This window comes from Methyloceanibacter caenitepidi (genome assembly GCF_000828475.1).
GTDB classification, from domain to species: Bacteria; Pseudomonadota; Alphaproteobacteria; order Rhizobiales; family Methyloligellaceae; genus Methyloceanibacter; species Methyloceanibacter caenitepidi.
Genome location: NZ_AP014648.1, coordinates 3,089,064 through 3,101,486, shown reverse-complemented (window position 1 = coordinate 3,101,486; position 12,423 = coordinate 3,089,064). Strand labels below are relative to the sequence as shown.

The 12,423-nt window shown below is 63.1% G+C and carries 16 protein-coding genes; 5 read left to right on the top strand and 11 right to left on the bottom strand.

What is annotated here, in order from left to right; all coding sequences use genetic code 11:
* Nucleotides 1-59 precede the first annotated feature (59 nt).
* Nucleotides 60-758, bottom strand: coding sequence for a Crp/Fnr family transcriptional regulator (locus GL4_RS14905; protein WP_045368673.1), 699 nt, complete (start codon nt 756-758; stop codon nt 60-62).
* A gap of 671 nt (nt 759-1,429) precedes the next feature.
* Between GL4_RS14905 and GL4_RS14900 the strand changes: the two genes are divergently transcribed.
* Entirely contained in the window at nt 1,430-2,311 is an 882-nt protein-coding gene (locus GL4_RS14900) for an alpha/beta hydrolase (RefSeq protein ID WP_172653378.1), read from the top strand.
* Nucleotides 2,312-2,484: 173 nt separating this feature from the next.
* Here the strand turns inward: GL4_RS14900 and rpsU are convergent, their stop codons facing one another.
* The 3 genes from rpsU to purE form a co-directional block, all read right to left on the bottom strand.
* Nucleotides 2,485-2,715, bottom strand: a complete 231-nt coding sequence (gene rpsU, locus GL4_RS14895; protein ID WP_045368671.1) for a 30S ribosomal protein S21 — start codon at nt 2,713-2,715, stop codon at nt 2,485-2,487.
* A 146-nt stretch (nt 2,716-2,861) separates the two neighbouring features.
* Nucleotides 2,862-3,947: a 5-(carboxyamino)imidazole ribonucleotide synthase gene (locus tag GL4_RS14890; RefSeq protein WP_045368669.1), complete on the bottom strand. Its 1,086-nt coding sequence runs from the start codon at nt 3,945-3,947 to the stop codon at nt 2,862-2,864.
* Nucleotides 3,940-4,437, bottom strand: coding sequence for a 5-(carboxyamino)imidazole ribonucleotide mutase (gene purE / locus GL4_RS14885; protein WP_045370308.1), 498 nt, complete (start codon nt 4,435-4,437; stop codon nt 3,940-3,942). The genes GL4_RS14890 and purE overlap by 8 nt, the downstream gene beginning before the upstream one ends.
* A gap of 232 nt (nt 4,438-4,669) precedes the next feature.
* Here purE and GL4_RS14880 point away from each other — a divergent pair, with 232 nt between their 5' ends.
* Entirely contained in the window at nt 4,670-5,092 is a 423-nt protein-coding gene (locus GL4_RS14880; protein WP_052464655.1) for a DUF4345 domain-containing protein, read from the top strand.
* Here the strand turns inward: GL4_RS14880 and GL4_RS14875 are convergent.
* Nucleotides 5,082-5,288 (bottom strand): YdcH family protein, encoded by a 207-nt coding sequence (locus tag GL4_RS14875; protein WP_045368668.1) that lies wholly within the window; start codon nt 5,286-5,288, stop codon nt 5,082-5,084. The genes GL4_RS14880 and GL4_RS14875 overlap by 11 nt on opposite strands.
* Nucleotides 5,289-5,486: 198 nt before the next feature.
* Between GL4_RS14875 and GL4_RS17305 the strand changes: the two genes are divergently transcribed.
* Both GL4_RS17305 and GL4_RS14870 read left to right on the top strand, forming a co-directional pair.
* Complete coding sequence (locus GL4_RS17305; protein ID WP_082025703.1) at nt 5,487-5,654, top strand: YdcH family protein; 168 nt, start codon at nt 5,487-5,489, stop codon at nt 5,652-5,654.
* 303 nt (nt 5,655-5,957) lie between these two features.
* The gene (locus GL4_RS14870; RefSeq protein ID WP_082025702.1) at nt 5,958-6,383 is read left to right on the top strand and encodes a c-type cytochrome; all 426 of its coding nucleotides are present in this window, start codon (nt 5,958-5,960) and stop codon (nt 6,381-6,383) included.
* A gap of 44 nt (nt 6,384-6,427) precedes the next feature.
* Here GL4_RS14870 and GL4_RS14865 read toward each other — a convergent pair whose 3' ends face one another.
* On the bottom strand, nt 6,428-6,805 hold the full coding sequence (locus tag GL4_RS14865) for a SpoIIAA family protein (RefSeq protein WP_045368665.1): 378 nt from the start codon (nt 6,803-6,805) through the stop codon (nt 6,428-6,430).
* 302 nt (nt 6,806-7,107) lie between these two features.
* Here GL4_RS14865 and GL4_RS17625 point away from each other — a divergent pair, with 302 nt between their 5' ends.
* Entirely contained in the window at nt 7,108-8,412 is a 1,305-nt protein-coding gene (locus tag GL4_RS17625) for an SH3 domain-containing protein (RefSeq protein ID WP_045368664.1), read from the top strand.
* Nucleotides 8,413-8,428: 16 nt separating this feature from the next.
* On the opposite strand, the gene GL4_RS14855 is transcribed toward GL4_RS17625, so the two are convergent.
* From GL4_RS14855 to GL4_RS14835, 5 genes are all read right to left on the bottom strand, one after another.
* Nucleotides 8,429-8,989 (bottom strand): cupin domain-containing protein, encoded by a 561-nt coding sequence (locus GL4_RS14855; protein ID WP_045368662.1) that lies wholly within the window; start codon nt 8,987-8,989, stop codon nt 8,429-8,431.
* 36 nt (nt 8,990-9,025) lie between these two features.
* On the bottom strand, nt 9,026-9,415 hold the full coding sequence (locus GL4_RS14850) for a TfoX/Sxy family protein (protein ID WP_045368660.1): 390 nt from the start codon (nt 9,413-9,415) through the stop codon (nt 9,026-9,028).
* Between the two features lie 17 nt (nt 9,416-9,432).
* Entirely contained in the window at nt 9,433-11,340 is a 1,908-nt protein-coding gene (locus GL4_RS14845; protein WP_082025701.1) for a B12-binding domain-containing radical SAM protein, read from the bottom strand.
* Nucleotides 11,341-11,548: 208 nt separating this feature from the next.
* Nucleotides 11,549-11,971: a DUF1622 domain-containing protein gene (locus GL4_RS14840; RefSeq protein ID WP_197539044.1), complete on the bottom strand. Its 423-nt coding sequence runs from the start codon at nt 11,969-11,971 to the stop codon at nt 11,549-11,551.
* Between the two features lie 59 nt (nt 11,972-12,030).
* A complete protein-coding gene (locus tag GL4_RS14835; protein ID WP_045368659.1) occupies nt 12,031-12,420 on the bottom strand; it encodes a tautomerase family protein in 390 nt (129 codons plus the stop codon).
* Nucleotides 12,421-12,423 lie beyond the last annotated feature (3 nt).

Genomic DNA, 12,423 nt, shown 5'->3' with positions numbered 1-12,423 from the left:
CAAGTCGATCTAAGCCGCGTGCTTACGGCACCGCGGCCTTAGATGCTGCCTTGAGCAAGCTACTGGTCGAATTTGACCCAGAGGCCTTCGAGGGAAATGCGCCGGTTGAGCGCGCCGGGGTCGGTCAACACCAGCGCGCCGCGTGTCTTCTCTACGAGCCCGTCCTTCTCCAGCGCGCGCAACGCGCGGGAGACCACCTCGCGGCGCGAGCCGATGCGCTCGGCGAGATCCTGCTGGTTTGGCGGGGGCGAGATGCTCCGCTGTCCGTCATGGCCTGGGCGCGGGCGCGACAGCCGCAAGAGCTCGGCGTAAAGCCGCTCGGAGGCCGTCAGGTAGGCATGCTCGTAAAGCTGCAGGTTGAGGGAGCGGATGCGCCCCACCAGCATGTTGAGCACCGTGCGGCACACCTCCGGTTCGTGCGCGAGAACGTCCATGAAGGCCGCGGCCCGCATGGAACCGATGAGGGACGTCTGCATCGTCGTGACGCTTGCGGAGCGGGGGATGCCGTCGATAGCCGCCATTTCTCCGAACATGGAGCCGGGCCCCAGCTCACCGAGGATAACCTGCTTCCCATCGTCGGCGCGGTGGATGACCCGCACCGAGCCGCTGACGACGAAAAGCACGTCGGTCGACGGGTCGTCCATGTCGATGACCAGTTCGTTCGCCGGGTAGGTGCGCCACGAAACTGCCGGAGCGAAGCGCCTGGCGCTTTCCTCGCCGAGCGAGGCAAAAAGTTCTATGTCGCCGATCTCGCCCATGAATTCGGATGATAACAGCGGCCTCGTCCCGGTCCACTCCGGAGGCCAGACATGACAAAGGTCCGGAGGGGGGAACTCCGGACCTTTGCTGGTGAAACGGCTTTTGCGCTACGGGGGGCGAAGCGCGAGGCCGTTCGAGTACTTTTTGGCGGCAGCTGCCCGCCTCGGGGGCGGAGGGGGCCGGAAAGCCGCCGGTCGTCTCTCTTGGTCAGTGACAACAAGCTAGTGGCAGACGGGAAAACGCGCTGTGCATTCCATCACAGCGCGGCAGTCCACCGCCCCGCGCCCGCTCAGCCTCGACCGGTGCGATAGAGTTAACCGTCTAGAATTCAACGAAGAACTGCCAACGTGCGGCCGGGATTCGCCCATTTTGCGGCTTCAATCGTCGCTTACGCCCCTGAGCCTTGGCGGCTGTGCGGTGCGGCGTGTGACTTTCGTCCATTGATTCCCCCACCGTCCGGACCATCTAGCATGAGATCTAGACGGCTCTTATCCAAAGGTTAATTAGAGCTTCCAAGATCAAAATACGCCATTAGGCAAGCATAAACTCTGATAATTGGAGCTTCATGTAGAGCTCTATCTTATGAATGGCCTGTTCAGGCGCCATTCATACATGGTCCGTATTTTGCGGGCCGACCAAAAATAAATATAAGAGAGGCGCAGACAGGGTCATGTTGAACCTTTTTCTAGCTCTTTTCGTGATTTTCGCGCTGTTTTGCATCGTGGCGCGGCTGCTTCATCGCTATTTCCTGTATGTACCGGACCGGAAGCGTATCGACCCGCGCGAAGCAGGCCTGACGGGTGTCGAGGAGATCGTCTTCAAGGCGCCCGACGGGAAGAAACTGATCGCCTGGTACCGGCCGGCTGCGAACGGCAAGCGCACCCTCCTGTACTTCCCCGGCAACAGCGGCAACGCCGCCGCCCGGGCAGGCAAGATCAAGACAATCGCCGGAGACGGCTACGGCGTCTTCATCGTCAACTATCGCGGCTTCGGCGGGTCGTCCGGCCGCCCCTCCGAGAAACGTATCGTGAGGGATGCGGTGAGCGCTTACGACGCCTTGCGCGGGCTGGGTGTGCCGCCCCGTGACATCGTGCTTTACGGCGAGTCGCTCGGCACCGGCGTTGCGACCCAGGTCTGTCAGCAGCGTCCGGCCGAGGCCTTGGTGCTGGAATCGCCGTTCACATCTGTCGTCGACGTGGGCAAGCTGGCTTGGCCGCTTCTGCCCCTGAAACAGATCATGGTCGACCAGTACCGTACCGTCGACCGTATCGGCTCTGTCGACGTGCCCCTCTTCATCATCCATGGCGGCCGCGATGCGGTCATCCCGCTCGATATGGCGCGCCGCGTGTTTCATGCGGCCAGCGATCCGAAGACCCTCACGGTCGTGCCGCGCGCAGGACACAACGACCTCTTCGAGCAAGGGGCCTGGGCCCGGGTCCGCGACTTCCTGGCCGGTCTCGGTACCGAAGCGGTGCCCGCGGTCGAACCCCAGAGCGCGGCCCGCGCCGGGCGGCCGGTGGAGGTTCCGGCTGCTGCCGCGGCAGAACGCTAACAGCGCTCGTCGTAGCGACAGACACAAGAAGGCCGGCAGCGATGCCGGCCTTTTCTTTGCGCTACCGGAAATCTGTTCGCCGTACCGCTTCACTCCTTGAAGGCGTGCAAACACGACAAAGCCGGGAAGGATCTTCCCGGCTCTTGGCAGCGCTGTGCTTTTGAAGAGTGGTCTTAGCGGCGGCCGCGAGGGCGTCCGCCAACGCCAGACTCACGCTGGGCCTTCTTGCGGGCCAGCTTCCGCGCCCGGCGGATGGCCTCGGCCTTTTCGCGGGCACGCTTCTCGGAGGGCTTCTCGTAATAGTTACGGAGCTTCATCTCGCGGAAGATGCCTTCGCGCTGCATTTTCTTCTTCAGCGCCCGGAGGGCCTGATCGACATTGTTATCGCGAACGACGACTTGCACGCGTCTCTAATCTCCGAATTAGCGTTGGTTTTGGGATTGGAGCGAAGCCAAAGCAACCCATTTGCGGATCGCCTGAATCACGCATCCAGAGGGTGCTCTAGCAAACCTGCGGCGGGTTGTCCAGACCGTGAGCGCGTCGCGGGGGCCTATGTTTTCGGGGAAATTCGGTTGATATGGCCCATTTTGCGACCGGGGCGGGCCTCCGCCTTGCCGTAGAGATGCACTGCGGTGCCGGGTTCGGCGGCGTATCGGCGCCAGTCGTCGGCCTCGCTGCCGATGAGGTTGGTCATTACGGCGTCGCTGTGGCGGGCCACGTCGCCGAGCGGCCAGCCGCAGATGGCCCGGACGTGGTTTTCGAACTGACTGACAAGGCAGGCGTCTTGGGTCCAATGCCCCGAATTATGGACGCGGGGGGCGATCTCGTTCACGGTGAGGCCGGGCTTGTCGCCGCCGGTCTGGAACATCTCCACGGTGAGGACGCCCACATGGCCGAGCGCCTCGGCGATCTTGCCGGCGATTGCCTGCGCCTCCGTCTCCAGAGCGGACGGGATCTTCGCCGGGACCGCACTGGTGTCGAGGATGCCGTCTTTGTGCACATTCTCGACCACATCGTAGAAACGCACGGTTCCGTCCCGCCCACGCACCGTCACGACCGAGAGCTCGCGCTCGAACGCGACCATGCCTTCCAGGATCGCCGGGGCCTCGCCGATGCTCTCCCAGGCGCTTTCGGCTTCGCAGAGCGTGTGGATCCGGGCCTGCCCCTTGCCGTCATAGCCGAAGCGGCGGGTTTTGAGCAGGCACGGCGGCGGCACCCGCAGGATGGATTCCTTCAGGTCCGCAAGCGTGTCGATGGCGGCATAGGGCGCGACAGCGATGCCGAGAGCGCTCACGAAGTCCTTCTCGGTGAGCCGGTCCTGGGCGACCTCGAAGGATTTCACGGGCGGGAAGACCGGGGCCTCCGCACCGGCGGCCTCCAGGGCCGCAGCAGGCACGTTCTCGAATTCGCACGTCACCGCGTCGACTTGGCGCGCGAAGCTGGCGACCGCGTCCAGATCGTCATAGTCCCCGACGCTTCCCTTCGCCGCGACGTGGAAGGCCGGGGCGTCCGGGGTGTCGTTGTAGATATGTGTCTTGAGGCCGAGCCGGCTGGCGGCAGCGGACAGCATGCGGCCGAGCTGACCGCCGCCCAGAATGCCGATCGTGCTGCCGGGTGGCAGCGGGACGTCAGTCATTATCCTCGACGGTCTCGGCGACCGCATCGGACTGGGCGCTGCGCCACGCCTCCAGACGCGACGCCAAGCCGGCGTCCGACACGGCCAGAATGCTGGCCGCAAGGAGCCCCGCATTGGTGGCGCCAGCCTTACCGATGGCAAGCGTGCCGACCGGGACCCCGCCCGGCATTTGTGCGATGGACAGGAGGCTGTCGAGCCCCTTCAAGGATTTGCTTTCGACCGGCACGCCGAGGACTGGCAGCGTGGTCATGGAGGCGGCCATGCCGGGCAGATGCGCGGCCCCGCCGGCGCCGGCAATGATGACCTTCAGGCCCCGGCCGCGCGCGCTCGTAGCATAATCATAGAGGCGCTGCGGGGTCCGGTGGGCCGAAACGACTTTCGTCTCGTACGGCACCTTGAGCGCGTCCAGGATTTTTGCGGCTGCCTTCAGGGTGGGCCAGTCCGACCGGCTTCCCATGATGATGCCGACGGCGGGGGTCGCCTCGCTCATGCTTTCGCCCATCAAAAAAACCGCCCGAAGGCGGATCGCGGAAAGCGCGCGATTATAGGGAGGCCAGGGGGGTTGGCAAGGCGGGTTTCGGGTGGTTCTCGCATCAGGCTTAAGGGGCTTTGCAGAGTTAGGGCCCCAGCCGGAGCAGAATCAGACAAGCCAAGCGTCGGAAAAGGCGGCATGATCGGGGCCTACGATTCTGATCGATCCCAAAGAAGAGCGAGAGAGCTGAATGTCCGAAACCGTGGTTGTGCCCAAAGTCGACAAGCTGATGCGGCTGTTCCTTTTGGGGTCGGCCTTTCTGATCGTGCCGATCGCGCTCAACTACGGCTTCGCGCCGGCAAAAACCCTGCCGATGTTTCTGACCATGCCGGATTTGAGCACGGACCAGACGCATATTTACCGGGGCGTCATGAGCCTTTATCTCGGTGTCGGGCTGTTTTGGGCCGTCTCCGCGTTCAACCCCGCGTGGCAGCGCGTCGCCGTGATCACAGTGATCGGCTTCGCCTGGTCCATCGCAGCCGGCCGGCTGATCAGCCTCGCGGTCGACGGGCGGTCGAGCCCGCTGCTGCTGATCTATCTGGGTATCGAGATTTTCGCGGGGCTGCTGGGCCTCGCCGTCCTGGCGGCGGCCGACCGAAAACTCAAGCGATAATATCGGGAAGCAGTTCGTCTTCGATCCGGATGATCTCGTCTTTCAAAAAAAGCTTCTTCTTCTTAAGGCGCTTGAGCTGCAATGCGTCCGCGCGGCCCGACTCCTCCAGCGCGTTGATCGCACTGTCCAGGTCGCGGTGCTCTTGTTTGAGCCTACCCAGTACAGCCCGAAGCTCGCGGATCTCCTCGCTCTCCATCGGGCGCTCCTTGTTCGTGTGGCCGGGAGTATCTTGCCGAACCGCTAGTGGCGCAAGAGCCCGTCCGCTGGATCGGAGGTCCAGGCGGTCCAATTCTTGGGGGTTGCGTCGAAACGACCACCCAATCAGCCGTGATTAGACAAGCCCCGGTCTCTTTGTCAGAATAGTTACATTGACAATTCAATCTGGAGGTCCGGTATGGCGTTAGAAGCGCATCTCGATGAATTGGCTTTGAAACACCGCGCTTTGGATCGGAAGATCGATGAAGAACAAGGAAGGCCCACGGCGGACGCCTTCAAAATTGCCGAGCTGAAGCGCCGGAAGCTCTACCTCAAAGACGAGATGGAACGCCTGAAACACAGTTAGCCTCACGAGGTCTCAGGGCATTTCAGCCTACAGAGGCCATCAGCCTCCACCACCGGGGGCTCGATTGAGAAAAGTGCAGTATTGCCGTGCACAGCCTGTGGAAAACCCGCAGCGCTCAGCGCGGGTCGGGAGTTGTTGTTGCCACGCCCCTGTAGCTCCGCGCTACGGCGTGGCTTTTTGTTTTCCGGCCGCTTTTTTCGGCTGGCGGCTGGAACCGCGTCCGCATCTTGACCTATCTCAGCGGTGCGCGCGCAATTTGCGCTATAGCTATGCGAGGCTCGAATCAAACTTGAGGCGGAGGCCATGCGGCGGGGACTGGGCGGCTTTTTCGAACGCGGCGTGCTGACGGCACTGCTGGTTCTCACGACATTGCCAGCGCTCGGCGCCGACGAAGAGCCGATGGCCAAGGGCGACGCGATGGCCAAGGGCGAGGCGATCGCCAAGGGCGAGGCGATCGTCCGCGAGCATTGCGGCCGCTGCCACGCGATCGGGGCGACGGGCGAGAGCCCCAACAAGGACGCGCCGCCGTTCCGCGTTCTTTCCGAGAACTATCCCGTCGACGACCTGGCAGAATCGCTGGCCGAAGGCATCATGTCCGGGCATCCGGACATGCCCGTCTTCGTGTTTCCACCCGATGAGGTGGATTCGATCATCGCCTATCTGCAGTCGATCCAGGTCGCGCCCGAGGCGGCGCCGTCCACGCCTGAGCCGCCGGACGCGCAAGGATAGGGAAGAGGGAGTAGGCGCCAGAGGGCAGGCGCTGCGCCAGTTCCTCAGACGTCGGCGGCGCCTTCCGGCCACATCAGCCAGTCGCGGGCTTCGGCGATCTGGTCCGGCTCGAAATGCTCGACCTCGCAGGTGATGAAGGGAGCCACGAAGCTGGACCACAGATTGCGGATATGCGGGTCGCAGACGATGGCGATGCGATTGAAATCCTTGAGGTGACGGAGGCTGAACTTGACGTCGTGCCACAGCGCGGCGGCATCCATGCCTTCGAAATCGGAGATTTGTTCCAGGACACGCACCTGGCCATGGCGCGCAATGAAGGCTTCCAACTTGTCCGCGACGCGGTCGAACTCCTCGGTCGATACCTTGCCGCCAATGTGGATTTCGACGGCCTGGGCATTGTCATGTTCGACATAGGACAACATCTACGAAATGTACCTCTTGATTGATTGGCGGCAGTTGCCAAGACGGATCGGTCAAAAGACGGAACGGTCGCCTGTCATGGATGTGCCCGATTTGGGTCCCGTAAGCGTGAGGAATGTTGGAGCGGTCATGCACGTCATTACGCTCAAGACTATAGCGCCGGTGAGCGGGTTTTTGGTGCATGAACCGCCCGGACACCGGCCACAATCAGGTGCTGCGGCCCCGTGCCGCTTCACGGAATTTTAGGGTTAACGTAGGCAGAATACTGGCCTAAGACACGCAATTGCCGCCTTTTCTCAGCCAAATGCGGTTGAAGAGGGGAGTTACGACCATCAAGAAGCTACTGTTCTTCTCGGCTAGCATGAGCATCATCGCGCTGGGCGCGGTCTGGATGCTGCTGTTCAACGAGCCGATCGCCGACACGATGACGAAGGCGCCTCCGCCCAAGAAGCGCGCGCTGGCCTATGAGCAGGCGCTTGCGGCCAAGCAGCAGGAAGAAGCCGAGGCCTCCAGCGCCAAGGCACAGCCCAAGTCCAAGGATACCGCCAAGTCCGGCGACACCGCCACGTCAGGCGGCGCCGCCAAGAAGGCCGCCGCGCCCAAGGATACAGGCGGAAATGCGCCTGCGCAGCCCGCGCCTGACCAGCAGGCCGCGGGTGCGCCGCAGACACCGGGGCAGGACGAGCCGGCGCCCCAGCAATTGCCTTGGCTGAATGAGCAAGGCGAAAGCGTGGTCGAGGCGCCGGGGCCCGGCACCGCGCCCAACGGTCCGCCGCAGGACTTCTTCAATGCGCCGCAGCAGAATCCCAATGGTCAGGGCCCGGCCTACGGCCAGAACCAGCCGCCTTACGGCCAGCAACAGCAGCCCTATGGTCAGGGTCAGCCCTACGACCGGACCGCGTCGGTCAATCCCAATATGAATGGCGGGCAAGACCCGTATGGATCGGGCGGTTACGGCGGTCAGCAGCAAGCTTATCCGGACTATCCGGATCAGGCCCCGCCCGGCGCCCAAGGTCAGTACCCTCAGGGCCAGTACCCTCAACAGGGCCAATATCCCCAGGGTCAGAATACCCAAGGGCAATATCCGCCGGCCCAGTACCCCCAACAGGGTCAGTACCCGCAAGGACAATATCCTCAAGGCCAGTATTCCCAGGGACAATACCCGCAGCAGGGCCAGTACCCCCAAGGGCAATATTCGCAAGGGCAAGATCCGCAAGGGCAGTATTCCCAGGGGCAATACCCGCAACAGGGTCAGCAGCCCGGCTATGGCGGGGCCCCCTACGGTCAGCCGCAAGAAGAGTGGGCCAAGGTCATCGTTTCCGGTTCGGGTATGCGCCTGACGGCCTCGGAAGACTCACCCGTGCTGTTCGCTTTTCCCTATGGGCGCGATTTGAAGGTCGTGTCCCGCAACGGGGAATGGGTCGAGGTGACCGATCCCAACAGCAACGCCAAGGGTTGGATCCAGGCCTACGCGCTGGGGCCATCCGCCGGTCCGCAGCAATACGGTCAGGCGGGCGGCTACTACGATGAGCAGCCGCAGCAACAGACTCGGCGCCCCATCGGCCGTGGCGGCTTTGCGGACATCATCAACCGCGCCTTCGGCAACTGATCCCTCGGCAACTGATCTAGACGTCGCGTTTCACGCCCAGTGAGACCGTGAGCAACCGGCATGGGGAACCATGCGGGTTGCGCCATGCGTGGCGCTGCCCGTTCAGCACCACGGCGTCGCCGGTGCCGACCGTGACCGGCGCCGCTCCATCCAACGTGAGCAGGCACGCCCCCTCCGTCACATAGATCAGATCGATCGTGTCGGTCCGGTGCATGCCGGGTTCTTTGGGGTCCATGGTTTGGATGAGGCCGGGCAGGCGATTTTCGGTCTCTCTCAAGGCTTGCTTCATATCCGCGGGCGGCGTTGCGTTCTCATTCTCCGGCGGTAGCTCGATGAGCTCGAAGCGGAAACCGCCGGCAGGCGGAAACCAGGTGCGGAAGGGCGGCTCTTCTCCGCTGTTGGGGAGCGAGGGGAGGGCGTCCGCGCCCCACAGGCTGAAGAACTTCGCGCCCGGCATGAGCGGTGTCTCGATTGCGGGCACATCGCTGTCGCTCGCCACCACGGGGGTTCCGTCCGTGCCGTCGCCCGTCACGATGCGCCGGACGGAAGAATTTGCAGGGTCGTTCTTCTCAGCCATGAGCGGTCTCGGTCCGGTGGAGCATTGTCCGATGGGTTATGTCGATCGTTTTGGGGCTGTCTTTCTGCGCGCCGGCTTCTTCTTGCGCGCAGGCCTCTTGGCCGCACAGGCAATGGATAAGGCCGCGCGGGCCCATGCGACGAGCTCGTCCGGGTCCTCCAGCAGGCGCAGGGGCACCTCCCAATAGGACATGGAGACGGGCTTACGGCCCTTGGCCGTGTAGGTGAAGGCTCGCATGCCCTCGGCCTCGAAGTCAGGCGCCGTGGTGTCGTCGGCTTTCAGATAGAGCGTGTCGTCGGCGATCAGCCCGAACATCACGTTGTCCGCATAGACGCCTGCGCCGCCGAACATGCGGCGGATGGAAACGGGTCCGAAGCCCGCGAGCTGATCTCTGAGGAATTCCTGGAAGCCTTCGGACGCGCTCATCCGATCATCCGGCTATCCTAAGCCGCCGGTGCTTTCTCGCCTGCCGCGCCGCTCTCGTTGGCCGCATCCGGCGTCGCGAAGCCGTTTTTCGGCTTCACGGACAGTTTCGGCTGCCCTTTGCCGTTTCCATTCGCGGCGCCGTTGGCCTGAACGGTGGCCTTGTTCGCGACGCGCAGTTCGCGCTGCACGGCGACCCGCGCGGCCTCGTTCTGATTGTAGAGGCCCATATGCTCGGAATCTTCCTCGGCGACGGCCGTCAACGCCTGGTCCTTGTAGTCCGCGGCGTGCGGGTCCGCCTCGATCTTCTTGACGATGCGTTTCAGCTCCCACCAGCTCTTGCCGAGCAGGGTCGCCTTGCGCGCAATCTCGGCCGCGTATTTGGCGTAGAACGTGATCGGGTTCTCGATGGGCAGACCCGAGCGGCGGTCCTTGCGGTGCTTGATGCGGAAAATGCCCCATTGCAGCGGGTGCAGTCCTTCGACTGGCACGGCGTTCTTGAACCAGAACAGCACGGGCATCAGCGAGCGTATATTGACGCCGCTGGCATAGGCGCGGCGCAGGACCGTCTCCAGGTGCTCGCGGGTGTAGAAGATTCGCCAAGCGGATTCATAGGCGCCCTGCCACTCTTCCTTGGACATCTTCTCGTGGCCGGTGACCACGTGCTCCAGCTCGTACTTGTTCATGTCGGGGTCCATCCAGACCCCCTTCTTCGACAGAACCTGGTGGTCTTCGGAACCGGGCAGCGGTGTGAGGATGAAGAACTCGAGCATGTCGAGCGGCAACTCGCTCTTGATGATCTCGAGGTCCTGCTTGATGGACTCCGGTGTGTCGTTGGGGAAGCCCAGAATGTAACCGGCAAAGGTCATGATGCCGACGCGCTTCCACTCGAGCAGCATCTTGCGGTACTCGGTGATCTTGTTCTGGCGCTTCTTGGCCGCAATCAGGTTGGCCGGGTTGATGTTCTCAAGCCCGAGGAACACGCGGGTCACGCCGGCGCGCTTCGACTTCTCGATGAAGTTCGGGATCTTGTGGCACAGCGTGTCGACCTGAATCATGAACCGCACGTCCAAGCCGTCCTCTTCGCGCAGCTTGATGATGCGGTCGTAGATCGCTTCCCAGTCCTTGTTCCGTGCGAAATTGTCGTCGGTGATGAAGAAGCGGTTCACGCCCTGCTCGTAATTGGAGCGCAGGATCTTCTCGATGGAATCAGGCGTGCGGTAGCGGGACTTGCGGCCTTGCACGTTGATGATGGTGCAGAACGAGCACTGGAACGGGCAGCCACGCCCGGCATCGAAGCTGGTGACGTTGCCGACGGTCCGGTCCACGAAGTCCTTCGGCAAGAAGGGCGGCGCCGGCACATCGGCGAGGCAGGGCAGCTCTTCTTTCATGTGGTTGTAGATGGGCTGTAGATTATGCGCGGCCGCATCGCGGATCACCGTATCCATGTGCTCTTCGGCTTCACCCGCGAAGATGGAAATGCCAAGGTCCTGTGCGGCTTTGATGTCGTCAGGCAACTCGGGAAGCATCGAGAGGCAGCCCGAAACATGGAAACCGCCGATCATCACCTGGATGCCTTCGGCGAGGAACGGCCGGGCGATGTCGACGGAGCGCGGAAACTCGTTCGACTGCACGCCGACGATGCCCACGAGGCCTTCGCCGCCATTGTCCTTGATCAGCTTGATGAGTTCGTCGAAGCGGACGCGCTTGTTGGTCTCGTCGATCGCGGTGACGTCAATGGGCAGGTCTGGGCCGAGCACGCCGCGCTCGGCCGCGTCGACCGCCAGGCCGTAAACGGCGGCGAGCGAGTTCGACGGCATCGTGGATTTCACCCACTGCACGACGTAACCGTCCGCGTCGTAGTGAGACGGCTTGATCAGGATGAATTGGAAACGCCGGCCGTTTTTCGTCCGTGTTGACTCTGTCATCCCTCGATCCCGTGAAGCGCAATCCCCGCGCGGCGAAGATGCTCAAGTCTTTGCGCAGCTTCAGAAAAATGCGCCCTGGCCATGGTCCGCATCTATCCCCCAATTCCGCCCGAAATTTGGCCAACCGGGCAGCCGCACGCCGCACTCATCGTGCGGTGCGATATAATCTCCGCCACTCAAACATAAATTGGCTCGGTGGTCCAACGTATTAGGGGGAGACGGAGCCAGAGGATGGATTCTGGGACGAATTGTCCTCCGGGGCCTGCTCTAGCTTGCTGAAGGCGGCGATGTCCTTGGCCAGGAAGTAGTTCAGCATGGTCCGGACCACGGCGATCACGGCCAGCTTCCAAATATCGTCCCAGGTGGGGGCGACCGCCGTGCGGACAATGTCCGCGGCGAGGGCGAATTCGAGCGCCAACAAGATCCAGGTTGCAAACTTGAGCCAGATCTCCCGGCCGCGCAGGCTATCCGCCGTGCCGGTGGCGATGGCGCGGATCAGGGCGAGGACGGCTTGGGCCGATCCGAACGCCACGACGATGACGGCGCCGAACTCGACGCCCAGCGCCACGTAGTTGGCGACGACATTGAAGGTTTCCTCGAGCGAAGTGATGGCGCCCTCCCGGTCCGTCACCGGCGAAGACTACGCCGATTCGGGGTGCGCCCGACAGCGCGGGGAAACAGCGAAGGGGTCTAAAGCTCCCCGGTCAGGAACTGGCCGCGTCCAAGCCCGAAGGACCAGTCCTCGTCCGAATTCTCGACGATGGAGACCATCACGTCGGAGGGCGCGATGCCGCAAGAGCGCTCCAGCTCCTCGCAGAGAAGCCGGTAGAAGGCTTCCTTCTTGTCGCGGGTCCGGGGCCGCGAGATGACCTGCACCACCACGACCTTGGCGGTGCGCTCGATGCCCAGCCCTGTGTCCTCCACGATCATGCGGCCGGGCTTGTGCTCCTGCACGATCTGATAGCGGTCGCGCTCCGGCACCTTGAAGGCGGCCAGCATGGCGCGATGCGCCGCGTCGAGCAGCGCCTTTATCTCGTCGTCGGTCCGGCCTTCGATCAGGTCAAAGCGGAGGAGGGGCATGGA

Coding starts and splice junctions, on each gene's coding strand:
- GL4_RS14905 (WP_045368673.1), bottom strand. CDS start 758: ATGGGCGAGATCGGCGACATAGAACTTTTTGCCTCGCTCGGCGAGGAA.
- GL4_RS14900 (WP_172653378.1), top strand. CDS start 1,430: ATGTTGAACCTTTTTCTAGCTCTTTTCGTGATTTTCGCGCTGTTTTGC.
- GL4_RS14890 (WP_045368669.1), bottom strand. CDS start 3,947: ATGACTGACGTCCCGCTGCCACCCGGCAGCACGATCGGCATTCTGGGC.
- purE (WP_045370308.1), bottom strand. CDS start 4,437: ATGAGCGAGGCGACCCCCGCCGTCGGCATCATCATGGGAAGCCGGTCG.
- GL4_RS14880 (WP_052464655.1), top strand. CDS start 4,670: ATGTCCGAAACCGTGGTTGTGCCCAAAGTCGACAAGCTGATGCGGCTG.
- GL4_RS14875 (WP_045368668.1), bottom strand. CDS start 5,288: ATGGAGAGCGAGGAGATCCGCGAGCTTCGGGCTGTACTGGGTAGGCTC.
- GL4_RS17305 (WP_082025703.1), top strand. CDS start 5,487: ATGGCGTTAGAAGCGCATCTCGATGAATTGGCTTTGAAACACCGCGCT.
- GL4_RS14870 (WP_082025702.1), top strand. CDS start 5,958: ATGCGGCGGGGACTGGGCGGCTTTTTCGAACGCGGCGTGCTGACGGCA.
- GL4_RS14865 (WP_045368665.1), bottom strand. CDS start 6,805: ATGTTGTCCTATGTCGAACATGACAATGCCCAGGCCGTCGAAATCCAC.
- GL4_RS17625 (WP_045368664.1), top strand. CDS start 7,108: ATGCGGTTGAAGAGGGGAGTTACGACCATCAAGAAGCTACTGTTCTTC.
- GL4_RS14855 (WP_045368662.1), bottom strand. CDS start 8,989: ATGGCTGAGAAGAACGACCCTGCAAATTCTTCCGTCCGGCGCATCGTG.
- GL4_RS14850 (WP_045368660.1), bottom strand. CDS start 9,415: ATGAGCGCGTCCGAAGGCTTCCAGGAATTCCTCAGAGATCAGCTCGCG.
- GL4_RS14845 (WP_082025701.1), bottom strand. CDS start 11,340: ATGACAGAGTCAACACGGACGAAAAACGGCCGGCGTTTCCAATTCATC.
- GL4_RS14835 (WP_045368659.1), bottom strand. CDS start 12,420: ATGCCCCTCCTCCGCTTTGACCTGATCGAAGGCCGGACCGACGACGAG.